Raw genomic sequence first — 24,633 nt, forward strand, 5'->3', positions numbered from 1 at the left:
TTTCAGCGTGGTTTTTTTTCGGGCTTTATTGCCTTAAATGTTGCAATAACAGCAACGATGCTTAAAGCACTTAATATATAAAAAAGAATGTTTTCAGCATGCTTCATCATAATTGCCATAAGCGGCGGCCCTGCAGCAACGCCGATAAAACGCATTGAGCTGTAAATCGATGAAACCGTTCCTCGTTCTTGCTTTTCAATACCTGATGTTATAAACGCATCCAAACAAGGTAACGCCACGCCGATTCCAATACCACTAACTAAAAATAACCAAATCATAAACCACATATTTTTTGAAAAACTTAGGAAGGCAATAGACGCACTCAGTAACACAATCCCTCCAAAAGTAATCCATTTCATGAGAATTTTATTTTCTTTAATTAGCTTGCCAGTAATATAGGAGGCGATACATAAACCACCTAACGGTATTGCCAGCAAAAGTCCTTTTTTTACATCTTTCACGTCATAAACCTTTTCCAATATATCGGATAAATAAAACAAGACAGCAAACAGCACAAACATTAAAATAATCCCAATTATAAACACAGCATACAGCCATTGCCAGTTGTTTTTGAAGGTCTCTTTCATATTGGCTATAAATCTTTTGAAAGGGATTGGTTTTTGTCTCTTATTAGGAGTTTTCACTAAAAAAATCATTAATAAAATCGAAAGCAAACAAAAAAACGGTATGGAAAGGAAAGGAATAAACCAAATCAATCCAGCCAAAAAGGCGCCTAAAATAGGACTTAATACCTTTCCAAGGGTATTGGATGTTTCAATAAGACCTAATGAACTGCTCACATCTTCATCACTTTTAAAAAGATCACCGACAAGTGGCAGCACGATTGGGAAGGCTCCCGCAGCCCCAACCCCTTGTAAAGCACGTCCAATTAAAATAATCGAATAAGGGTTATCCATCTTCCAGCCTGCCCATGCGGCAATTAGTCCGCCAATGGCCGCTATTGCTAGACTTGGAATGATAACCTTTTTTCTTCCTATATGGTCAGATAAGAATCCAGCAACAGGGATTAGAATAATAGCTACAATTGAATAAATCGTAATAATCATGCTCGATTGGAAAGGACTTATCCCTAACTTTTTTTCCATTACAGGGAGAACGGGAATAAGCATCGAATTTCCAAGTGTCATCACAAGCGGAATAGAGGAAATCGATAATACAGCCCATTTTTGGTTACTTCGTTTCGTTTTCGAATCACCTTTAGAGCCTTTTTTTATCTTAACAGATTGAATGTTCTCAACATAATCCATCAGTGACACGCCTTTTTATAATATTTTATCGTACTAAATAAATTAATCATTCTTCTCCTTCCCTTGTTGTTTCTTTTCACTCATCGAACGATAAATCTGAGTATCCATACTGCCCTGGATAATGTTTTCGAGAAAAAAAGCACCGATTAAGTTCAAATATTCTTCATCATCGAACATTTTTTTGTTTTGCAGCTCCATTTCCGCCAATCCTTCATATGAAGCAAGTAGAGCATATGTAAAGTCTCTACCTATAATCGGTGTTAGTATTTCTACTTTATGGTCATAGTTCTCATTCCGGTATTTTTTAATTTCCTGTAAATTTTCAACCCCTTCTTTGAAATTTTCTTGTTTAATCTCAAACGTTTGGTAAACATAGACGGTCACTTATAACACCTCCAAATTTACTGTTGAATGAAGTTAAATGCCTTGTGGATATAGATTTCGCTTCCTTTTCCTTCCTTTCGCAAAATGCTTAATAAATAAAATAACTACAACAATTGCAACGAATAAAATACTTACAAAGAAGCCAGGTCTACTTGAAGTATTTGTAAGTGTTCCGCTTATTGCGAGTAAAATCAACACCATTCCAGTAAAGCGTTTGACATAATCAAAGCTAGTTGCCTCAATAAGCCTCGGAAAAGATATAAGGATAAATAACCAATTATATAGAAGCATTAATCCAGCAGCCGTTGTAATATACTCATAAACCCGACCTGGCATGACAAGTGCCATGACGATTGATGCAATAAGACCGGAAATGGTTAAGCAGAGTGCTAATGGTGGAACCTTTATCTTGCCTTTTTTGGCAAAAATTTTGGGTGCATCACCATCTTCTGCTAACGTAACAATCATACTTGTGACAGCAAATAAAGAAGCGGCCATTGTCGAAAAGCCAGCAATAATAATACCACCATTAAATACATGTGGAAAAAAATCAAAATTATATTGATCAAGAGCAATGACAAAAGGGCTTTCTTTTGTATTAAATTTGTTCGTTGCCACTAAACTTGTCGCTAATAAAAGTGAAAGTAAATAAATGATTGTTAAAATCATTAGCATGATAGCACCTGACTTTTTTGCATCCTCTTTATTTTTCAGTCGTGGTGCTAAAATCCCCATAATTTCTATCCCACCAAATGCATAAAAGCCAAAAATCAGTGCTGACCATAACCCAAGCCCCCCATTTGGCATAAACTCAGCCACCGTATTCGGTACTCGCAAGTCATGGTTACTTCCTCCGAAAGCTCCAAAAACAACGGCCATCGCTATTACTATAAACATTACAATGGCGGCCACTTTGATAACCGCACACACATTTTGGGCCCGTTCAAATCCCTTTGTACCGATAACGACGACAACTACACCAAGAACGGCGTAAATGGAAGCAAATACCCAAAGGGGAACATTCGGAAACCAAAAACGAGAAAGGATTGAAAGGGCGGTAAGTTGGCTTCCGGTAATCAACATTTCCGAGAACCAATATACCCAGCCGCTGCTAAACCCAGCCCATGGCCCGTATGCTTTCTTAGCATAGGAGCGAAAGGAACCTTTTTGTGGGTCTTTTGCGGACATCTTTCCGAGAGCGTCCGAAACTGTATATGTTCCCAATCCTGCAAGAATAAAAGCAATGAGAATAGAAGGACCTGTCATCTTAATCCCGATACTTGATCCTAGAAAATAACCTGTCCCAATAATACAGCCTACCCCAATTAGAGAGAGCTGCCACCATGCTATTTTTTTATCTTCCCCCTTATTACCTTTACTACCTACTCGTGCCGGTATCTCCATCAAGGACCCTCCCTTCATTGCCATTTATTATTAACGAAGAACGTATTAATATGTAATATGAAATAAATATGCATAAATCTACAGACAAGCCTCATATGATACACTATTACTTTTATAGCGAGGCGGGACACGGGATGAGATTTATGCTAGTTTTTTCTTTATGTATTAGTTTTTTTCTTTTACTTTGTTTTGGATGCAGCCAAGCAAATACTACATCTAACATGGCCGCGAAGGACTTACCTACCGAAAATCAAGAGTTGGCAAATTCCTTTTATAAACAAATGCAAATTGTAAACCAACTGATGGAAGAATTGGATCTTATAATTGTTGAATTACAAAAAACTGATGAATTGGAAGAAGCGATTGAAATATTGGAAACAGCAAAAAATGAAGTAAAAGAAATCGTGGTACTATTGGAAACAATTCGCCCAGAAAATAATCGTTTAGCTAAATTTATAAGTAGTTACAAAAAGGAACTCCTTCACTATGTAGAAGGACTGCGGTTGCAAATTGCAGGAATGGAAACATGGGACAGTGAAAAAACAACGGAAGGTTATAAGCGGACTGAAATCGCAAAAAAGAATTTAAAACAATATAATAACCAATTTAAAGATACATTTTTATAAAAACAATAAGCCGTTTATTGTAATTATCGGTAATGTCTATAAACGGCTTGTTGATCTTACATATTTTTTTCTCAAGAGCCACTAACCCAATTACTATACAAACCAGTGCCCTCACAGCCACAGCATTGTAAAGGCTCCCCTAAATAAAACTCGGTGCCAGCAAAATAATGCACCCCCTTCCCTTTGCATTCAGGACAAATATTTCTTTCTTCATATTTTGCCATTTTTGCCATTTGCCAATTACTAAAAAAACCCAAAAAATCACCTCTACATGTTTTGAATCATCTCTACAAGTTTATTATGTACATTCCCATAAGGTATATGTGTATAATAGTGAAAGGGGTGATGGTATGATGGAGGCTTTGCTGGAAAAACAAAAAGTTAAAGAAAAGTTATGGACGAAGGATTTTATTTTATTATCTTTATCAAATTTATTTTTATTTTTTGGCTTTCAAATACTTTTGCCAACATTACCAATGTACGTTAGTGATCGAGGTGGTGAGGAAACAGCTGTTGGCCTAGTCATCGGCATTTTTACAATCTCAGCCCTCCTTGTTCGCCCATTTTCTGGTGCTGCATTAGATATTTTTGGGAGAAAGCTTTTTTTAGTAGTCGGTTTAATTATTTGTTTAGCTGCCATCGGAGTATATGGATTTGCTGCAACTGTTATGTTTATTCTTTTTTTACGTGTGATTCATGGCGTTGGCTGGGGAATAGCAACGACGACATACGGGACAATTGTTTCGGACATCATTCCTTCGTCACGTCGCGGTGAGGGGATGGGCTATTACGGAATGTCAACAACGCTTGCGATGGCTGTTGCCCCCGTAACAGGTATTTGGATTATCAACCATTGGGGATTTACTTATTTATTTATCATTTCCTTCATTAGTACAATTATTTCTTTAGTTCTTAGTCAACTTTTACATATAAATCATGAAAAGGTTGAGGACGAACCTAAAAAAGCAAATTTCACTTCATCGCTCTTTGAAAGAAGCGCCCTATTCCCTTCCTTGCTTGTCTTTTTTATGACCTTTGCTTATGGTGGTATTGTTGGATTTATTACATTGTTTGGCAAAGAAGTGGGCATTTTAAATGTCGGCTGGTTTTTCTCGATCAACGCACTGTTTTTACTCATTGTTAGGCCAATTTCTGGAAAACTTTATGATAAAAAGGGCCATCAATGGGTTCTTTTCCCAGGCGCAGTTTTCGGCATCATTAGTTTACTGATTTTATCTACTACTACTACACTTCTTGGTCTTATTGTTTCAGCTATGTTTTTCGGGATTACCTTTGGGTCTATTCAACCATCATTACAAGCTTGGCTTATCCAAAGAGCAGAGCCAAGACGTCGCGGGGCTGCTAATGCAACATTTTTTTCAGCATTTGACCTTGGGATTGGCGGTGGCGCCATGATTTTAGGAGCTATTGCTGGGATGACTAGCTACGCAACAATGTATCGATTTACTTCCATAGTATTTGTTATTTTTCTTATCGTTTATGGTGGTTACATTTTAAAAATTAGAAAAAATAATCTTGCAGCAGATAAGCACGACATTTAGCCTACAGTTAATCTTGTGGTTACATAATTCAGTGATTGTTAATAATGGTACTAAATACTAAAGCAAATGTAGGAGGTATTTTTCAATGTCAGGACCATCATTATATAAACGCGCTGCCCATCAGTCTATTCATAACGGAGCATTTACAGAAGGACAGGAGCTATTAGAAGTGTTGGAGCAAGTATTTAGGGAAGGACAAATGGAGCACGCAACCGTCGCCGTTCAAGCTCTCATAGAACATTGGGAAACGAGAACAATTGCCCACGCAGAATCTGAGGAAGATGGTTTCTATCAAAAAAAGAGCGAAGAAAATCCCGATTTACAGGAATTGATTATTATGCTAAAAAGAGACCATCAATTATTTCGGGATATCATCAATGATATTAAACAAATCATTGATGAAGAAGGCGGGGTAAATGAAGCTGTGATTGACCGCTTTAAAACATTATTTGTGTTAAACGAAATTCATAACCACTATGAGGAAACGTATTTGTTCGATGAACATTAAAAAGTTTTTTTGTCCTTTCTTAGTAGCATAAACAGCCACTTTGGTATTGCACCAAAGTGGTGTTTCATTTGCATTAATTTTTCCTTTCCGCGTATTTCACTGCTTTTCTTGGATTCATTTTCCGATAAACAATGTATTTTCGTGATAAATATTCTAACGGCAAACTCCATACATGCACTAATCTTGTATATGGCCAGACCGCAAACAAGACAAAGGCAGCTAAAATATGAAGCTGGAATCCGAGCGGGGCACCTGCCATTAACTCTGGATACGAGCGAAATGTGAGAATTCCTCTAAACCATGGGCCGATTACTGCCCGATAATCAAATGTTCCGCCCGATGCTGTGTAACCGATAGTATTCGAAAATCCAATGACTGTCACTACGCCAAGAATAAGCAAAACAACAACATCCATCACCGAATTATGTTTTTTCAATCGAGTGCTATTTAAGCGGCGAATGGTCAGTAAGGCACCGCCAATGACCATCGCTAGCCCTGCTGCTCCGCCGAACCATATCGCACCAAAATGATACATATGTTCCGAGATTCCGACAACATCATAAAAGCCCTTCGGAATAAGTACTCCTGCAACATGACCAAAGAATACAAATATTACACCATAATGAAACAGTATACTTCCCCATCTTAATAAATTATCTTTTTGTAAAAATTCACTTGATTTCGCGCCCCACCCATATTGATCTGTATTATAACGATGAATATGACCAACAACAAAAATTGTTAAACATAAATATGGGATAATGACCCACAAAAAATAATCAAATGCTGTCATGTAATCATCCTCCTTTCAATATTGAGGCCTGACCCCAGTTTATACTACATTTTGATCGACCGTTTTCTCTTGAGCTGGCAAGTAGGCTGCCATTGCTGTCACACAAGCTTTCAGCAAATAACCATAAGGGTTATCGTCCTTTTCTAGCTCCGATAAAAGCTCATCAATTGGTTTTTTATGAATTAACAACATTTTCTGAACGGACTTTGCATCGGCCTCTGCCGCGAATTCTAAAATAAGGGGCAAATAGTCAGGGAGCTCGTCTCCATCAATATAAAATCCAGCCTTCGCAAATTCCATTTTCAATTTTACAAAGGCAAGGCCACGCTCCCTGTTCTCACCAAATTTGCTATGTGTTAAATAAAGGGCCGTCCGTTCGCTAAAATCAAACCACCTAACATAGTTTTCGGTCAATTCTTTAAAAGGTGTTTGCTTAACATAACTGACAAATTGCTCTAAACAAAAACGAATTCCCTTATTTTCAATCATCCCAATGCATTCGTCTATTTCCCCGTTTCCAGCCCACTCACTATCTGGATATTGCAAAAACAAAGAACATAATTTAAATGCATATTTATACTCTTCCATCCATTGCTGTTCCACCTAAATCACTCCAATATTCTTCACTGAACGCGTAAAGGTCATCATAATTTTCCGTACCAAGGCTACAGCCATTACAGCTTTCCATAAACTCGTACCCTGTAGAGCCTTGCCCTTGATACATATTTCCTGCTTCTTCCCGGTGCGATTTCGGAATGACATAGCGATCGTCATATTTCGCTATCGCTGATAGCTCGTACAGTTCAATCGCCCTTTTTTCTGTTAAATCTGCTTCTTCTAAAATCGATTTATCAAAATCTTTGTCAAGATTCATACTTCTCATATAGCTTCTCATCGCTACAAGCTTTTTCAGCACATATTCAATCACTTTCGTATCACCAGCTGTCATTAAATTTGCTAAATACTGAATTGGGATTCTAAATTGCTTAATCGTCGGAAAAATAACATTTGGACTCAAATCATCAATTTGCCCAGCAAATGCATTTATAATTGGACTTAACGGCGGGATATACCAAACCATTGGCAATGTCCGATACTCTGGATGCAACGGCAAAGCAACCTTATGCTCTACTGCCAGCTTATAAACCGGGGATTCTTGGGCTGCTTCAATCCAATCCTCTGGAATTCCGTCCATTTTTGCCTGTTTAATGACGTCTGGGTCGTTAGGATCAAGGAATAATTTTAACTGTGCTTCATATAAATCCCTCGGGTCATTCATTGAAGCCGCTCTTTCCACTTCATCAGCATCATACAAAACAATGCCAATATAACGGAGACGTCCAACGCACGTCTCTGAACATACTGTTGGCTGACCATTTTCAATCCGCGGAAAGCAAAACGTACATTTATCAGCTTTGTTCGTTTTCCAATTAAAATAAACCTTTTTATAGGGACAGCCCGACATGCAGAAACGCCAGCTACGGCAGGCATCTTGGTCAACAAGGACGATGCCGTCCTCATCCCGCTTGTAAATCGCACCAGATGGACAGGAAGCAAGGCATGATGGATTCATGCAATGCTCGCAAATCCTTGGCAAGTACATCATAAAGGCTTGCTCAAATTCTTGGATAATGGATTGATCAACACCATTTAAGTTGTAATCCCTTTTACCAGACTGATAAACACCTGCCAAATCATCTTCCCAATTCGGCCCCCATTGTAAATCAATGTACTCACCTGTCAGCTGTGATTTCGGTCTAGCAACAGGCTGATGCTTTTTCTCTGGAGCCTTAATTAAATTCTCATACTCATATGTCCACGGCTCGTAATAATCCTCAATCTTTGTAAGATGTGGATTATAAAAAATATTTAAGAGCTTGCTAGCACGGCCGCCCGCTTTTAACTCAATTCTGCCGTTCTTTAACTCCCAACCACCTTTATGTGTTTGTTGATTTTCCCACTCTTTTGGGTAGCCAACCCCTGGTTTTGTTTCAACATTATTCCACCACATATATTCTGCGCCTTGACGGTTTGTCCATGTGTTTTTACATGTCACACTGCAAGTGTGACAACCAATACATTTATCTAAATTCATGACCATGCCAAATTGTGCTTTAATCTTCAAGCCAATCCACCTCATCACGTTCTAGTTTCCGAATAATCACCTTCTCATCCCTCTGGGTGCCAGTTGGTCCGTAATAATTAAAACCATAGCTTAACTGCGCATAACCGCCAATCATTTGCGTCGGCTTCACATAAATTCTTGTTGGACTATTAAAAGTACCACCGCGATCATTTGTGATCGTTGTCCCGGGAACATTTATTAATCGATCCTGAACATGGTACATAATCGCCATACCCCTTGGGAGGCGGTGCGTAACGACTGCACGAGCCGCAACTACACCATTGCGGTTAAACATTTCAAGCCAATCATTATCGCTAATACCAACGGATTCAGCGTCCTCACGATTCATCCAAACATGCGGGCCACCACGGAACAGAGTAAGCATATGTAATGTATCTGCATACGTACTATGGAACGACCATTTAAAATGTGGTGTTAAATACCGTAATTCAATTTCCTTTCCTTTAGATTCAGGTCTGCCATCTTTACTATAAAAAGCAGCTTTTCGAAGCGGTGCCTTAAAGGTTGGCAACTCTTCGCCAAACTCAAGCATCATTTCATGATCAAGATAAAAATGCTGCCTCCCAGTTAATGTTCGAAATGGAATAAGCCTCTCCACATTCGTTGTAAACGGATTGTAGCGGCGATTACCTGTTTCTGTTCCACTAAAAACAGGCGACGAGATAACCTTTCGTGGCTGGGCGGTAATTTCATCAAATGACATATGCTCTTCTGCACGTTCCTCTGCCAAATCTTTTAACTTCTGACCTGTTTTCTTTTCGAGCGCATCCCAAGCTTTCATTGCAAGTGAGCCATTCGTTGTACTAGAAAGTGTTAAAATCGCTTCTGCAGCATGACGATCAAACGAAAGATCTGGGCAGTCATGATATTCCTTGCTTTTTGATACACCTAAAATATCTTTTAACTCGTCATATTCTTCTTTTGCATTCCATGCCAACCCTTTTGCACCAATGGATTCACGAACGTTTGTACCTAAAGAAATAAACTTCTCGTACACTTTTGTTAAGTCTCTTTCAACAACATGAATTCTTGGGAAATTTTCGCCCGGTATTGGCTCTCCACCATTCTTCTTCCAATCTGGTATTAAGCCTAGTGCCTGTGATGTTTCATCTGGGGAATCATGTAAAAGTGCTGTTGCTACAATGTCTTTTACAGGGTTTGGAAAATGCTTTTTGGCCAGTTCTTGAAAGGTTTTCGCTAATTTTTTAAAAATATCCCAATCAGACCTGCTTTCCCATGGTGACGTAATCGCTGGGTTAAACGGGTGGATAAATGGATGCATATCAGTTGAGCTAACATCATATTTCTCATACCATGTTGCTGCCGGTAAGACGATATCTGAATATAATGCCGATCCAGACATTCGAAAATCTAGCGTCACTAATAAATCCAATTTCCCTTCAGCAGCTTCTTTTGGCGCCTCTATTTCTACAGGCATTTCCGTTTCCTCTTGGCTTCCCAATATATAAGAGTGTGTTCCAAGCAAATGTCTAAGAAAATATTCATGACCTTTGGCGGAGCTTCCAATTAAATTCGCCCGCCATATGAACATTGTCTTTGGAAAATTGACCGGGTTGCTAGGCTCTTCAATGGCAAATTTCATCTTGCCATTTTTCACTTGATTAACAACATACGTAACAGCCTCATCATTATTCGTTGCCTGTGATTCTTCATACAGCTTATAAGAATTTTTATTAAACTGCGGATAAGATGGCAACCAGCCAAGACGTGCCGCCATCACATTATAATCACCCATATGGTTATATCTTGGCTTATCTACTAATGGAGATATTAAGTTTTGCGTTTTTTGCTCATCATAACGCCATTGTTCGGTTACGAAATAAAAGAATGATGTTCCATTTTGTAAACGAGGTGGGCCACCCCAATCGCGCGCCATGGCGATTGTTTGCCAGCCTTCAAGTGGACGGCACTTTTCTTGCCCTACATAATGGGCCCAGCCCCCGCCGTTTACACCTTGGCAGCCTGTTAATAAAACAAGATTAATAATCGAGCGGTAAATGACGTCTGAATGGAACCAATGATTGATTCCAGATCCCATAATAATCATTGAACGGCCTTTACTGTCTATAGCATTTTGGGAAAACTCTCTAGCAATTTGCGCCGCCACTTTCCGGTCTACATTTGTAATTCCTTCTTGCCAAGCAGGTGTAAATGGTTTTGGATCATCATAATCTTTCGGATAATCCCCCGGTAAGCTGCCACGATGAACGCCAGCCTGCGCAAGCATTAAATCGAGAACCGTTGTAACATAAATCGTTTCCCCATTTTGTTCAATCGCTTTTACAGGAACGCCACGTTCGAGAATATACCTTTCATCTTGGCTAAAATATGGAAACTGTACGATAACGGATTGATCCTCCATACCAAGCATCGTTAACACTGGATCTAGATCACCGAGCTGATTGTCAGTATCTTTCAAGTGTAAATTCCAATTTCCACCTTCAGACCAGCGGTGGCCAATTGAACCATGTGGGGCAGCAAATTGATTGGAATTTTTATCGAAAACAATCGTTTTCCATTCAGCTTTATTACTATTCATCCCAAGATCGGAAGCGCGGAGAAAGCGATCTGCTACATAGTTTTCTCCCCGTTTTTTCAGCTTCACTAAAAACGGTAAATCAGTAAATTGTTTTACATAATCTTGAAAATAACGTGTCTCGTTATCAACATAAAACTCTTTCAAAACAACATGGGTCATCGCCATCGCTAGCGCCGCATCTGTCCCCGGATTAACAGCAAGCCAATTATCGGCAAACTTAACGAAAATCGCATAGTCTGGGCTGACCGCAACAACCTTCGTACCGTTATAGCGAGCTTCAGTATAAAAGTGTGCATCAGGTGTTCTTGTTTGCGGAATATTTGAGCCCCAGGCGATGATATAGCTCGAATTATACCAATCAGAGCTTTCCGGCACATCTGTCTGCTCCCCCCAAATTTGAGGTGAAGCAGCAGGTAGGTCAGCATACCAATCATAAAAGCTAATAAGCGGGGCACCGATTAAATTTAAGAATCGTGCTCCAGATGCATAGCTAACCATTGACATTGCCGGAATCGGCGAAAATCCAAAGATTCGATCTGGTCCATATTCTTTAAGCGTATAAATAATTTGCGAAGCAATCATTGTATTGATTTCATCCCATGCAGCCCGTACAAATCCACCTTTCCCACGAGCAGACTTATATGCTTTCTTTACATCAGGATTTTCAGAAATGACCCTCCATGCTTCAACAGGATCGCCTGTTTTTTGTAGGGCTTCCTTCCATATTTTAAGTAATGCACTTCTTACATAGGGAAAGCGCACTCTTAATGGGCTGTAGGTATACCATGAGAAGGTGGCCCCACGCGGACATCCCCTTGGCTCGTATTCGGGCATATTCGGCCCTGTTGTCGGATAATCTGTCTGCTGTGTTTCCCACGTGATAATGCCATCCTTCACATGGACCTTCCAGCTACAAGAACCTGTACAATTAACACCATGTGTAGTACGCACAACTTTATCATGCTGCCACCGTCTTCGATAATATTTTTCCGACTCACGATCTGCATGTGACAGTGTACTATGATTCGTTATATCTGTCGTCTTACCAAAAAACGTCATTTTTTTTAGTAATGGAGGAATTTTTTTCTTCATCGCCTTACTCCTTTCTAACATTTGTGCATACATTTCTGTGCACGAATGAATGCTAAAAATAATATTGTCGCCACCTATACTTGGCAATTTTTAGACAATACTCATAGTGTTTCCAACTGGACGAATTTATACATATAAAAGAAGTTATTTTTATTTGAAAAAGTGACATGACTCACTTAATGCTAGTAGAAATTCCGCTAAAATAAAAAAATGTACAAGGAGTGAAAATCATGGAAATGATGAATAAAGACTGGTCGATGGATTTAGAGCATCATGAATATGAAACGAATGTGGACCTTATTATTGAAGATGGAATAAAAGCAGTTGAACAAACTGCCCCGGGCTATTCTGTAAATTTAGTTACTTCGAATAACTTTGGGGACCCTGAGGAATATCTTACTCCACTTTTAAAAGAGGTCTTTGGTGATACAATAAAAACAAAATTTATCGACCAATGTGGCTGTGGGGGGTACGTATTAAGAGTATGGAAACTGAAATAAATACAATCAAAACTAGTTTAAGTGAGTACAAAAATCGTCAAGCCATCTTAAATTATTATGAGGATGAGGAATTAGTACAAAGAGATGGGCTCGATTTCGAAACCATTCATGTAACTGGCAGTGAGATACAATTTTTAGTTGGGGATAGAATAAAAGAAACGATTAATTTATCGCAATATAAAACGTTTGAACGCTCCACTGAATTTTTCAAAAACTATTACGAACTGAAAAATGGAGCAAATATTTTGCGAATTTATTTTCCGTAAAAATGTAGGAAGCAAGGAGCGTATCCCGCTTCCTACATAAAAACATGAACTAAAAAGAAAAATAGAAAAACAAACGCCATTCTTAAATGAAACATTCTTCTAAAACCTGACGCCTTTTTCCTCCGTAGCCAGCCACTATATAAATGAACAGTCAAAACTGCCAATGTAAACAAACCCGTTACTTTTTTAATATCACTTAGTGCAATTGGATGAAAAGAAATCATGATACCCGCATGAATCAATATCAACGCTACTGCAGTAATCGCAATTGGAACGTGGAATTTCATCATCTTCCGGGAAAAAAGCGCTAATGTCTTTTTAACACCTTTCACCTTACTCTTCCGAATAATTAAAAAGATAAAATACATATTGATATTGATTAGAAATAAAATCACAGCGATGACTGCAAAGGTTTGTCCAGCAACAATAATGGGTGATGAATATTCACGATGCCAAAAGCTCCAAAAAATAACTAGTAAAATAAAAGCTGCATTACTAATTAACCATCCTTTCATAAAATCAATCCCCCTTATCTTCAAGACATTATAACAGAGAAAAGGCTGACACATAATGATGTCAGCCTCCTTTTATTATTATTTTTTACCAATTGCCACGCGCCATACATCAGGACCTTCTTCAAGGTATTCCCAAGTAAATTGATCTGGTCTTTCCATCATAAATTGGTATTGTAATGGACGAGGGTCATGATCATTTGTTAATTCCATAAATTCACCTGAATTCAAACTATCAAAAGTTTTGAAAATTACAGGATGCTTTTCTCTTGGCGGATAATCAGGTGCATTTACTTTTGCTGCAAATTGTGTCATTGTTGCTCCTCCTTTAGTAAATATATGGAAAGTTTAATTAATCATCTGGATATTACTAGTTTGTCATTATTTTGCACATTTTCAGAAAAAATATCCAACTAAATTTGATTAATCTTCAGTAACTGCTAAATCTTTAACTGGTAATGCTTCCCCGTCTTGATGTGTCGGTTTACGTAAGTTAAAGACAGCTTTTACAGCGACATACATAATTAACACAACTCCAATTAAGAAAATTGTATCTGGAATGGCACGAATTGTAATTAAATTCACAATTGTCTCCTGTTGTAAAAACTCTGGTGAACGTGAAACCCAGTAGCCTTTCATAAATGCTTCTTTTAATTGTAACCAACCAATAGGAAGTAGTGAAATGGCAATCATACCAGCTAGGCCGATATTCATTAACCAGCAAGAAACTTTAATAATCTTGTCGTTCCATTTCTCTGGTTTTACGATATTTCTCAATGAGAATACTAGAACAGCAACTGCAAAGAATCCATAAACACCCATCATCGATCCATGACCGTGTGCTGGTGTTAACCATTGTCCATGTTCAAAGTAGCTTACTGCTGGTAAGTTAATTAAAAATCCTAATACCCCTGCACCAACTAAGTTCCAAATACCTACTGAAATTAAGAACCAGAATGTTGACTTGTACGGGAAGTCAATGCCACCATCTTTGACAATTTTGTAATGTTCATATGCTTCTAAAATTAATAGTGTTAATGGAATTACTTCTAATGCTGAGAAAACAGCACCTAATGCAATCCAAACTTCAGCTGATCCATTATAGTAGAAATGGTGACCAATACCGATAACACCACTGCCAAGTAATAATGTAATTTGGAAATACAAAGCTTTTACAGTTGAACTTTTCGTTACTAAACCAAGTTGTACTAATAAGAAACCAATTACGACAACCGCAAATACTTCAAAAATACCTTCTACCCATAAATGGATAATCCACCAACGCCAGTAATCAGCCATTGTAAAATGTGTATCTGGATTAATCAATAAAGCGAATACATAGAATGCTGGCACTGCAATTGCAGAGTAGAATAGTAAGTGAATTAAACCACCCTTATCAGTTTCGCGCTTTAAGCCAGCTTTAACACCTCTAAAGACAAGGAATAACCAAATACCCATTCCTGCGATTAAAACAAGCTGCCAAATACGGCCAAGTTCGATATATTCCCAACCATTATGTCCTAATAGGAACCAAAGGTTACCCAATTTACCATTTGCACCCAACCATTCACCTATCATAGATCCAAATACTAGAACAACTAATGCCCAGAATAAAACGTCTACTAATAAGCCTTGTTTCTTCGGCTCATGTCCACCAACTAATGGAGCAATGTATAAGCCCATTCCAAGCCATGCTGTTGCAATCCAGAATATTGCTAATTGTAAGTGATATCCTTTTGTAATTGAGAAAGGTAAAACATCGTGAATCCATTTAATTCCAAAGAAACTATCTGGCTCAATATAATAGTGAGCAAGTAGCGCACCAAACATGGACTGGACAAAGAATAAAATTGCAACAACCGCAAAGTATTTACCAGTTTTTAATTGCGAAATTGTTACTGGCTGCTTCCGTAAATCAATCTGTGGAAACTTGCCATCTCCATATGCGGGATGCATATCTAAATGATAACGATAGAATACGAATAAAATGATACCAATAAACAAAATTAATAAGGTTACACTAACACCAGACCACCATACTGCAGATAGTCCCATTGTATTACCGGCATCTTCATAATAAGGCCAGTTATTTGTATACGTAATTTCATCGCCTTGACGTAAAGTACTTGATAACCAAGCTGTCCAGAAGAAGAAGTCAGAGATTTGTGTAATTTGGTCTCCTTCTGCTACATATGCACGATTAGTTGCTGGCATATGCTCTTCTTTAATTAAACCTGGTTGTATACCCCAATTATCACCATTAGTAAATACATTTTGATAATAAGCACGAACTTGTTCAAGACCATATACTTGTGCATCTGTTAATGGTAATGTATCTGTTCCCGCATCATAACGATTTTCACGCATTTCTTTAATTACACGATCTTTGATAATTGCTTGTTCATCTGAACTCAATTCTTTATATGGAGTACCATATTCCTCTTCCGCTTTAAAATCTTGCATTCCTTCAGTATATACTCTTAAAGCCTCGGCAGTATAATCTGGTCCCATATATGATCCATGACCTAATACAGTACCATAATCCATTAAGCCATACTTTTGGAATACAGCCTGACCGCCCATGATTGATTCCTTCGTAAGCAGCACATCACCGTTAGCATTTGTTACCGCTACAGGTCTAGGAGCATTCCCTTTAAAAATTCCATAACCACCTACTAATAAAATCGTAAAGCTAATTAGTAATGTGAAAACTAAAATAGATTTCAAAAGAGCATTCTTTGACGTAGGTTTGGAAGCCCCATACGTATCAATCTTCTTTACTCCCATTCTTTTCACTCCAATTTTTACTTATTCATACGGCGCGCCTTACACATCTCAAATGATAGCACTTCTCAAATTCTTCATATGTGATTTAAAACACCTGTAGGGTGTGTTTTTAATCACTATATACATAGTAAAAACCATAATGATTTTCCTGAGATAATTATTTGAATTTCGAAATTCATCTCCAAGATTAGTGTCAAATCTGGTAATATAGAATAAAGTTTATAGAATAGGAGAGGGAACAATGGAGGCAGTGAAACAAGTTCGCACCATTTGCGGCTATTGCGGAACAGGATGCGGTCTTATCCTCGAAGTGGAGGATAACAAAATAGTCAAAGTTCGCGGTGATAAGGATGCTCCTGTAAATAAAGGACAAACATGTGTAAAGGGTGCTTTTGCATACAAATATGTACATGCTAATGAAAGGTTGAAAACGCCGCTAATCAAAAAAGCGGGTCAGTTTGTAGAAGCAACATGGGAGGAAGCGCTGAATTTTATCGCTGAAAAACTGACAACTATTAAAAATCAATTTGGGCCAAATGCAATTTCAATGTTTGCTTGTGCTAGGACGACAAATGAATCGAATTACATTACCCAAAAATTTATGAGAGCAGCTATTGGCAGTAATAATATCGATGGCTGCAACCGTACTTGACACGCTCCAAGCGTTGCCGGTCTGGCAACTGTATTTGGTGATGGTTCACCAACGAGTACGCTCGAAGATTTTGATGAAACAGATGTATTGTTACTGATGGGCTCTAATACAACTGAAGCCCACCCTATTATTTCAAACCGAATGAAAAAAGCGGCTAAAAACGGCTTGAAAATTATTGTCATTGACCCACGAAAAATTGATATGGTCAAAGTCGCCGAACGACACCTGCAAATCAATGTAGGCAGTGATATCGCCCTAATGAATGCGATGATTCATGTCATTTTAAAAGAAAAGCTCTATGATGAAGACTATATTAGTAGAGCGACACTTGATCTTGATAAATTACAAAAGCAGGTAGAAATTTACACACCACAATATGCGGCTGAAATTACTGGGCTTACAGCTGACGAAATTATCGAAACAGCTAAAATTTACGCGACAGCATCGAATGCAATGATCGCCTATACTCTAGGTATTACCGAGCATCATTGTGGCGTCAATAATGTATTTGACATCGCCAATTTAGCCCTTTTAACTGGTCATATTGGTAAAAAAGGGAATGGCATTATGCCCTTGCGTGGGCAAAATAACGTCCAAGGGGCGGGTGACATGGGATGCTTGCCAAATCAACTACCAGGGGCGTTTCCAATAACAAATGATGAATATCGAGGACGTTTTGAGTCCGCTTGGAATGTAACACTTAATGCAAAAGTAGGCGATACCCAAACTCGAACATTTGAACGAATGGAAAATGGTGAAGTCAAGGCATTATATGTCATTGGCGAAAATCCATTAATGGCTGATGTTCATATGTCACATACGAAAAAGCTTTTAACAAGCTTAGACTTGCTAGTTGTTCAAGATATTTTTCTAACTGAAACAGCTGAGCTTGCGGATGTCGTCCTCCCCGCTCGTTCATGGGGCGAAGTTGATGGCACATACACGAATACTGATCGTCGTATTCAACGAGTGCGCATAGCTGTAGAGGCACATCCAAATGTGAAGGAAGATTGGCAAATTCTTTGTGAGCTATCAACTTTAATGGGTTATGAAATGAGCTATGAAACTAGTGAGCAAATTTGGGACGAACTACGGAGATTAGCCCATGAAAAATATGGTGGTATGTCTTACGAACGTTTGGATAAGGAGTATTCACTTCACTACCCTTGCCCATCAGAGGATCATCCAGGTACGTTCACTTTACACGGTCACTTACATGATGAGAATGCAGAAACAATAAGAAAAGCACCGTTTATTCCGGTTAATTATACAGCACCGATTGAACTGCCTGATGAAGAATATCCTTTTACATTAACAACAGGAAGGCGCTATGAATCATACAATACACATACACAAACACGTTATTATCCTGATAATGTAAAAATTAAACAAACAGAAGAAACGGTAGATATCCATCCGGATGATGCCCGTTCACTTGGGATTAACGATGGCGATATTGTCGAAGTCTCATCAAGACGAGGCTCTTTAACAGTAAAAGCAAAGGTTACTGAGCAAGTAATGCCAGGCCTAGTATTTATGAGCTTCCATTGGAGTGATGTACCAACAAATATCCTAACCATTAATGAATTTGATCCTATTTCTGGTACAGCAGAATTTAAAGCATGTGCCGTGAACATTAAACCCATTTAACAGTTTAAAAGAAAATAAGAACCGATGAATGTAAAATTCAACCGGTTCTTATTTTATGTACAAATATATAAATTCCATCAGCCAATTATAGAAACCTCTTTCTTTCTATTCTAGAAATTTGTTATTATAATGGAAGTGAAGGAAAGATTACGCAATTTATCGATATTTTATGCCTCTACCAAATTAAATAAGTAGACTCATATAAAATAAATACATAAATTTGACGATAATATAGAAGAAAAGAGGAGGAGCAAATTTGGATAAAAGTTCATTAATTGGTCTTATACTAGGTCTTGTAGGAGTTTTCGTAGGTATGGTTTTAAAGGGCGTACCTTTTAGCGCACTTGCAAATCCAGCGGCTATCTTAATTATACTTGTCGGAACAGCAGGTGCTGTAGCCATTGCGATGCCTACAGCCCAATTAAAAAATATACCAACATTATTTAAAATAATCTTTAATGATCAGAGATTAAAAACAAGAGAAGAATATATTAAAATGTTTATGGATTTTGCTTTAATAGCGCGAAAAGAAGGGCTTTTAGCTTTAGAAGCAAAAATTGGCGAGGTCGATGACCAATTTTTAAAAAATGGTTTAAACTTAGCAATTGATGGAGCAAGTTCAGAATACATTCGTGATGTAATGACCGAGGAAATTGAAGCGATGTCAGAAAGACATTTGGCAAACGCAATGGTTTTCACTCAAGCTGGTACATATGCCCCGACACTCGGAGTATTAGGAGCTGTTGTCGGCTTAATTGCTGCTCTTGGAAATATGAATGACATTGAAGTGCTTGGTCATGCTATTGCCGCTGCCTTCGTTGCAACGCTATTGGGGATTTTCACTGGATATGTTCTTTGGCATCCATTCGCTAATAAGTTAAAAATGAAATCAAAGGAAGAACAGAAAATAAAGCAGTTAATAGTGGAAGGCATTCTATCTGTCCAAGAAGGGCAAGCGCCAACCTTAATTCAACAAAAGCTTGTTGCTTACTTGCCAATTAAAGAAAGAGAAGCATTTCTAGCAGATAACTCAGGAGGAAAGAGCGATGAGTAAAAAAAAGCGCAAGCAGCATGTTGAGGAGCATATTGACGAAACATGGCTCATTCCATACTCAGATTTGTTGACATTATTGCTAGCACTTTTTATTGTACTTTTTGCAATGAGTGAAGTTGATTCGATAAAATTTAAACAAATGGCGGAAGCATTTAGCAGTTCCTTCACAGGAGGAACAGGGGTCATGAAGTACCCAAGTCCTCTCCCTGAAAGGCAGTTACAGTCATTAAATGCAAAGGATGCAAAAAACAAGCAAAATCAGCAAGCACAAATAGAAGAACAAGAAATGCAGCAAATCAAAAAAAACATGGATAACTATATTGAATCTAAAGACCTCAATGTTCAATTAGAAACATCCTTATCAAGTGAAGGCTTAATGCTAACAATTAGAAATGATATATTATTTGATTCTGGTACAGCCCAAGTTAGACCGCAAGATTACCAAATAGCTAGGGAAATTTCTCAGCTTCTTGTCATGGATCATCCAAGAGAAGTTATTATTAGCGGGCATACCGATAATGTTCCGATTCACAACGCCCAATTTGATTCAAACTGGCACTTAAGCGTGATGCGGGCCGTTAACTTTATGAAAATTTTATTAGAAAATAACAATTTAGATGCAAAATGGTTTAGTGCGAAAGGGTATGGTGAATTTAGACCTGTTGCTTCTAACAATACACCTGAAGGGCGCTTAGCCAATCGCCGTGTAGAAATTTTAATTAAATCACCGGACCAAGCAGATACACCGACTGAAGAAGTGCAAAATTAAGAAAGGCTCAACTTCTTGCCTCTAGAGGCAGATGTTGAGCCTTTCTTCATTAAAAGTACTCTGTAATACGAGGTCTAAAATGACTTGGTGGCTTGATAAAGGTTCTATAGCAATAATAGATTGACCATGTTTTTCGAGCTCACGAATCTGTTGATTAACTAAAGCTAATAGTTGACCTGGGAAGAATAAATAAGGAATGACAATCAAACGGTTAGGAGGCTTTTTTGAAATAATCTCGAAGCCTTCCTGTAAGCTTGGTTTTGCAGCTGCCAAATAACAGATAGAAATATCCTTATGGCCTAAACGTTTTTCTAGCACTGTAATGATATTTTCGAAAGCAAGCGGGATACTCGGATCACTTCCTCCCACACCAACGATTAAAATGGAATCTCTTGCACCCAAATCAGGTACAGCTTCCTTCACGCTATCGGCAATCATATGAACAATTTTGTCCTGTACTCCAAGCGGGTTTTTCACATTTACTTTAATAGTAGGATACTTTTCACTTAGAGATGAAAGCGCTTGGGGGATATCTTCCTTAATATGGCTTGCAGCCAATAGGAATAACGGTATAACAGTAATTTCTGTTGCCCCTCTTTCTACACATCTTTCGAATCCTACCTCAATCGATGGTTCTGTTAGCTTTAGAAAACTGATTTCTTGAATAGGAGCCTCACTTCGTTTTATTAAGTGCTGCATAAAAGCTTTTAATTCTTGGACACCTTTTTTTGATCGTGTGCCATGGCCAATGTAAAGAATTGCCTTCAAGTAGGCGTCCTCCTTTCTATTATTCCATCAACTGATTAATTAAAACGCTTCGTTTACATTGGAGTTTTGTGCCACTTGAAGCTTTTCAAACCAATTTATTTTTTCGCGCATTTGCACAACTTCCCCAACAATAATCATGCTAGGATTTGTTATTTTTTCTTTTTTTACGACATCAACAATCGTCTGTAATGTCCCAACGACAGTATGCTGAAATGACGAAGTCCCCCAATGAATAAGCGCAACCGGTGTTTCGGGATTTTTTCCATAGTATAGAAGTTTTTCTTGAATATACGGGAGGCTACTCACTCCCATATAAATGGCCAATGTATCGACTCCTTTGGCAAGTGCCTCCCATTTTATGTTGTCTTCTTCATTATTTTTGCGGTGCCCGGTGACAAAAGCGAAGGATGACCCAAGCTCACGATGCGTGACCGGAATGCCGGCATAGGCTGGTGCAGCTATTCCTGATGTAATCCCTGGAATAATTTCAAATTCAATACGATGACTTGCAAGAAATTCTGCCTCTTCCCCGCCGCGCCCGAAGACAAAGGGATCGCCGCCTTTCAGCCTTGTCACGATTTTTCCTTGCTTTGCATATTTAACAAGGTAATGATTTATCGTTTCTTGCTGTAAAAAATGCGACTCTGGTGATTTCCCACAAAATTGTAGCTCTACATTTGCTTTTGCATACGTTAATAACTCTTTATTTACTAAGCGATCATATAAAATAACGTCTGCTTCCATTATGCATTTTAATCCTTTTACCGTAATTAAATCTGGATCACCTGGGCCAGCACCTACTAAATAAACTTTTCCCACCGTATTTCACCTCTTTCATTAAAGGATGGTTTCAAATGAAGATAAAACAAAACCAGTCCCTTTCTCAATTTTTTTCTTCTCATATAATGAAACATTTTGCACATCTTTTACATTAATAAACTTTTTTTCTAGTTCGATATCAACAAGGCGAAAGGCAGTTTCGTCATTCTCAGCTGCAACAACCGCATGAAGCAATTGATTATTGATAGTTACTTCAAATCGATATAAATTCATACCTTCTCACCTTCCATAACGAGATTATACTTCAGCTTTTGTAGCTAAAATGCCAGCTAGTTTTTCATTTAGCGGCGTGAGTCCAACACGTTCAACATATTGCAGGAACGTTTCGCCAGGAAGTTTTGTTTCTTTGAAATACAGGATGAACTCTTTTAAAACTTCTGGTAATTGTGGCGCTTCGATTTTTCCTTTTAATTTTTCATTGAATTTGCCGCCATTATTCAATGTGCCGCCAACATAGATTTCAAAAGCTTCGACCATTTGTTTATCTTTATTTTTCATCAAAATGCCTTGCAAGCCAATCTCGGCAATAGCTCGTTGACCACAGGAATTTGGACAACCAACCATATGAATGCGGACCGGAACATCAATAGTAATTTCTTCATCTAAATAATGAGCGATTTTTCTCATTAATGCTTTTGTTTCTACTAAAGCTAAATTACAAAGCTCATTACCTGTACATGCAACTGAGTACCCAATAAATTTGCTTGGATTAATTGGAAACTTCTCGAAAATCGGCTCTTTTATTAAAGCGTCGATATTCTCATCAGGAATATTCGGGATCATAATATTTTGCGAATTACAATGACGGATTTCACCATTTCCGTATTTTTTAGAAACTCGCGCTAGTTCAAGCACATCATCGGGACTAATGCGGCCAATTGGAATATTAATACCGACATAATTTAATCCAGCTTGTTTTTGCTTATGAACACCATAGAAATAACCAGCATTCCATTCAGCCGTTACGTCTTCCCCTGCACTTGGAAGTGGGCCTGTTAATTGTAGTAATTTCTCTTTGAACTGATCTAAGCCCCAATCAGCGACTAAGAACTTCATACGGTTGCGATGGCGCTTTTCACGGTTTCCATAATCACGGAAAATCGTCGTAATTGCCGCTGCAACATCTTTTGTTCTTTCTTTTGTAACGAAGACATCTAATTTTTGGGCTAACATTGGTACAGTTGATAATCCACCGCCGACCTTTACATGAAAGCCGGTTACTTTCTCGCCATCGATTTCTTTTACGGCAGGTACAAAAGCAACGCAGTTTATTTCTGAATTGGAGGCATTGTTTATGTTAGCATTAATTGAGATTTTGAATTTTCTTGGCAAATTGGAAAAATCCTCATTAAATTTGAAAAATTCATAAACCTCGTTCACAATCGACGTTGTATCAAATAGTTCATTCGGATCAAGGCCTGCCAATGGATTTCCGACAATATTTCTCGTAATATCGCCACATGCACCAGCAGTCGTCATCCCTACTTCTGCAAGGCGGCGATGGATTTCCGGAATATTTTCAATTGTGAGCCAATGGAATTGGACACATTGGCGTGTTGTTATATCATATAGATCTCGTCCAAAGTCCTTGGCAATATTCGCCATCACCACTGCCTGTTCATTTGTAATGATTCCAGATGGAATCACAACACGCATCATGAAATAACCAGCTTCTTTTGGCTTCTGCAAATACATGCCCGCCCATTTAAAGAGATCCCATTTTTCCTTCGGGATTGAATCAAATCCATGCTCTGCATGGTAGGCGATATCATCAAAAATCTTTAATGCATCTCTTTCAAGCTTCTGTAGCTCCATTTTATTTAGATTAGGGTTATTTGCCCAAGTTTTTTCGTATGCCATCGTGGTACCTCCTAAATAATCTTTTTACTAGATAAGTAGTTTATAATTTGATTTACACATTCGTCCACCGTAAACTTGCTAGACTCAATAACGAGTTCAGGGACAACTGGTTCTTCATAAGGGGAGCTAATCCCCGTAAATTCAGGAATGAGCCCTTTTCTTGCTTTTTCATAAAGACCTTTTGGATCACGTTTTTCGCAATCTTCTAATGGACATTTCACATAAATTTCAAAAAACTCGTTTTCTTCAAGTAGCTCCCGTACTAAATTACGATCAGATTGAAACGGTGAAATAAACGCTGTCAAGACTACCTGACCACTATCAACAAACAGCTTGGAAACTTCCCCGATTCTTCTAATATTTTCGGTACGATCCGCATCTGAGAATCCTAAATCACGATTTAAGCCATGGCGAATATTATCTCCATCTAATACATAGTTTTTTACATCCTGTTCATAAAGCCTTCGGGCAACAGCATTAGCAATCGTTGATTTGCCTGAGCCCGATAATCCCGTAAACCATAGTACGAAGCTATGGTGCTTATTTTGGACACGGCGATTTTCTTTCGCAATTGAGGAATCATGCCATGTAATATTCGTACTTTTACTCATTTCATTCACCTTTTTCCGTGT

At 38.2% G+C, this 24,633-nt stretch carries 25 protein-coding genes; 9 read left to right on the plus strand and 16 right to left on the minus strand.

Annotated elements, in window-relative coordinates; all coding sequences use genetic code 11:
* Positions 1-2: 2 nt before the first annotated feature.
* From GX497_10050 to GX497_10060, 3 genes are read right to left on the minus strand one after another with little or no spacing between them, the layout of a single operon-like run.
* Positions 3-1,268, minus strand: coding sequence for an MFS transporter (locus GX497_10050; GenBank protein ID HHY73550.1), 1,266 nt, complete (start codon positions 1,266-1,268; stop codon positions 3-5).
* Between the two features lie 42 nt (positions 1,269-1,310).
* Positions 1,311-1,652, minus strand: a complete 342-nt coding sequence (locus GX497_10055; GenBank protein ID HHY73551.1) for a hypothetical protein — start codon at positions 1,650-1,652, stop codon at positions 1,311-1,313.
* A 33-nt stretch (positions 1,653-1,685) separates the two neighbouring features.
* Positions 1,686-3,050 carry an amino acid permease gene (locus tag GX497_10060; GenBank protein ID HHY73552.1) on the minus strand — a complete coding sequence of 455 codons (1,365 nt, stop codon included), beginning with the start codon at positions 3,048-3,050 and terminating at the stop codon, positions 1,686-1,688.
* A 140-nt stretch (positions 3,051-3,190) separates the two neighbouring features.
* Here GX497_10060 and GX497_10065 point away from each other — a divergent pair, with 140 nt between their 5' ends.
* Positions 3,191-3,682, plus strand: a complete 492-nt coding sequence (locus tag GX497_10065; protein ID HHY73553.1) for a hypothetical protein — start codon at positions 3,191-3,193, stop codon at positions 3,680-3,682.
* 71 nt (positions 3,683-3,753) lie between these two features.
* On the opposite strand, the gene GX497_10070 is transcribed toward GX497_10065, so the two are convergent.
* A complete protein-coding gene (locus tag GX497_10070; protein ID HHY73554.1) occupies positions 3,754-3,939 on the minus strand; it encodes a hypothetical protein in 186 nt (61 codons plus the stop codon).
* Between GX497_10070 and GX497_10075 the strand changes: the two genes are divergently transcribed.
* Both GX497_10075 and GX497_10080 read left to right on the plus strand, forming a co-directional pair.
* Entirely contained in the window at positions 3,850-5,244 is a 1,395-nt protein-coding gene (locus tag GX497_10075) for an MFS transporter (protein HHY73555.1), read from the plus strand. The genes GX497_10070 and GX497_10075 overlap by 90 nt on opposite strands.
* An 85-nt stretch (positions 5,245-5,329) precedes the next feature.
* Entirely contained in the window at positions 5,330-5,752 is a 423-nt protein-coding gene (locus GX497_10080; GenBank protein ID HHY73556.1) for a hemerythrin domain-containing protein, read from the plus strand.
* A gap of 73 nt (positions 5,753-5,825) precedes the next feature.
* Here GX497_10080 and narI read toward each other — a convergent pair whose 3' ends face one another.
* From narI to GX497_10100, 4 genes are read right to left on the minus strand one after another with little or no spacing between them, the layout of a single operon-like run.
* Positions 5,826-6,545, minus strand: a complete 720-nt coding sequence (gene narI, locus GX497_10085) for a respiratory nitrate reductase subunit gamma (GenBank protein HHY73557.1) — start codon at positions 6,543-6,545, stop codon at positions 5,826-5,828.
* A 39-nt stretch (positions 6,546-6,584) separates the two neighbouring features.
* Positions 6,585-7,148, minus strand: coding sequence for a nitrate reductase molybdenum cofactor assembly chaperone (narJ, locus tag GX497_10090; GenBank protein ID HHY73558.1), 564 nt, complete (start codon positions 7,146-7,148; stop codon positions 6,585-6,587).
* Positions 7,120-8,670 carry a nitrate reductase subunit beta gene (gene narH / locus GX497_10095; protein HHY73559.1) on the minus strand — a complete coding sequence of 517 codons (1,551 nt, stop codon included), beginning with the start codon at positions 8,668-8,670 and terminating at the stop codon, positions 7,120-7,122. Before narH ends, narJ begins: the two co-directional genes overlap by 29 nt.
* Complete coding sequence (locus GX497_10100) at positions 8,660-12,343, minus strand: nitrate reductase subunit alpha (GenBank protein ID HHY73560.1); 3,684 nt, start codon at positions 12,341-12,343, stop codon at positions 8,660-8,662. Before GX497_10100 ends, narH begins: the two co-directional genes overlap by 11 nt.
* Before the next feature lie 239 nt (positions 12,344-12,582).
* Between GX497_10100 and GX497_10105 the strand changes: the two genes are divergently transcribed.
* Together GX497_10105 and GX497_10110 are read left to right on the plus strand one after the other, a co-directional pair.
* The gene (locus GX497_10105; GenBank protein HHY73561.1) at positions 12,583-12,843 is read left to right on the plus strand and encodes a CGCGG family rSAM-modified RiPP protein; all 261 of its coding nucleotides are present in this window, start codon (positions 12,583-12,585) and stop codon (positions 12,841-12,843) included.
* Positions 12,828-13,109, plus strand: a complete 282-nt coding sequence (locus GX497_10110; protein HHY73562.1) for a hypothetical protein — start codon at positions 12,828-12,830, stop codon at positions 13,107-13,109. Before GX497_10105 ends, GX497_10110 begins: the two co-directional genes overlap by 16 nt.
* Before the next feature lie 32 nt (positions 13,110-13,141).
* Here the strand turns inward: GX497_10110 and GX497_10115 are convergent, their stop codons facing one another.
* The 3 genes from GX497_10115 to GX497_10125 all read right to left on the minus strand — a co-directional run bounded on the left by GX497_10115 (position 13,142) and on the right by GX497_10125 (position 16,408).
* Entirely contained in the window at positions 13,142-13,624 is a 483-nt protein-coding gene (locus GX497_10115) for a hypothetical protein (protein ID HHY73563.1), read from the minus strand.
* A 78-nt stretch (positions 13,625-13,702) separates the two neighbouring features.
* A complete protein-coding gene (locus tag GX497_10120; protein HHY73564.1) occupies positions 13,703-13,936 on the minus strand; it encodes a DUF2249 domain-containing protein in 234 nt (77 codons plus the stop codon).
* 108 nt (positions 13,937-14,044) lie between these two features.
* Complete coding sequence (locus GX497_10125; protein ID HHY73565.1) at positions 14,045-16,408, minus strand: nitric-oxide reductase large subunit; 2,364 nt, start codon at positions 16,406-16,408, stop codon at positions 14,045-14,047.
* A 241-nt stretch (positions 16,409-16,649) separates the two neighbouring features.
* On the opposite strand from GX497_10125, the gene GX497_10130 reads away from it, so the two are divergent.
* From GX497_10130 to motB, 4 genes are all read left to right on the plus strand, one after another.
* Positions 16,650-17,060 carry a molybdopterin-dependent oxidoreductase gene (locus GX497_10130; GenBank protein HHY73566.1) on the plus strand — a complete coding sequence of 137 codons (411 nt, stop codon included), beginning with the start codon at positions 16,650-16,652 and terminating at the stop codon, positions 17,058-17,060.
* Between the two features lie 87 nt (positions 17,061-17,147).
* Positions 17,148-18,710 (plus strand): molybdopterin-dependent oxidoreductase, encoded by a 1,563-nt coding sequence (locus tag GX497_10135; protein ID HHY73567.1) that lies wholly within the window; start codon positions 17,148-17,150, stop codon positions 18,708-18,710.
* A 256-nt stretch (positions 18,711-18,966) separates the two neighbouring features.
* Positions 18,967-19,764, plus strand: a complete 798-nt coding sequence (motA, locus tag GX497_10140; GenBank protein ID HHY73568.1) for a flagellar motor stator protein MotA — start codon at positions 18,967-18,969, stop codon at positions 19,762-19,764.
* Positions 19,757-20,533 (plus strand): flagellar motor protein MotB, encoded by a 777-nt coding sequence (gene motB, locus GX497_10145; protein HHY73569.1) that lies wholly within the window; start codon positions 19,757-19,759, stop codon positions 20,531-20,533. Before motA ends, motB begins: the two co-directional genes overlap by 8 nt.
* A 21-nt stretch (positions 20,534-20,554) precedes the next feature.
* On the opposite strand, the gene GX497_10150 is transcribed toward motB, so the two are convergent.
* Genes GX497_10150 through cysC form a run of 5 tightly spaced genes read right to left on the minus strand, consistent with a single transcriptional unit; the run spans position 20,555 to position 24,612 of the window.
* A complete protein-coding gene (locus GX497_10150) occupies positions 20,555-21,301 on the minus strand; it encodes a sirohydrochlorin chelatase (GenBank protein HHY73570.1) in 747 nt (248 codons plus the stop codon).
* A 39-nt stretch (positions 21,302-21,340) separates the two neighbouring features.
* Positions 21,341-22,120 carry a uroporphyrinogen-III C-methyltransferase gene (gene cobA, locus GX497_10155; protein ID HHY73571.1) on the minus strand — a complete coding sequence of 260 codons (780 nt, stop codon included), beginning with the start codon at positions 22,118-22,120 and terminating at the stop codon, positions 21,341-21,343.
* 18 nt (positions 22,121-22,138) lie between these two features.
* Positions 22,139-22,354, minus strand: coding sequence for a DUF3906 family protein (locus tag GX497_10160; GenBank protein ID HHY73572.1), 216 nt, complete (start codon positions 22,352-22,354; stop codon positions 22,139-22,141).
* 24 nt (positions 22,355-22,378) lie between these two features.
* The gene (locus GX497_10165) at positions 22,379-24,001 is read right to left on the minus strand and encodes a nitrite/sulfite reductase (protein HHY73573.1); all 1,623 of its coding nucleotides are present in this window, start codon (positions 23,999-24,001) and stop codon (positions 22,379-22,381) included.
* An 11-nt stretch (positions 24,002-24,012) separates the two neighbouring features.
* On the minus strand, positions 24,013-24,612 hold the full coding sequence (gene cysC / locus GX497_10170; protein HHY73574.1) for an adenylyl-sulfate kinase: 600 nt from the start codon (positions 24,610-24,612) through the stop codon (positions 24,013-24,015).
* Between the last annotated feature and the right edge of the window lie 21 nt (positions 24,613-24,633).

The sequence above is a fragment of the Bacillus sp. (in: firmicutes) genome (assembly GCA_012842745.1).
Classification (GTDB): domain Bacteria; phylum Bacillota; class Bacilli; order Bacillales; family Bacillaceae_J; genus Schinkia.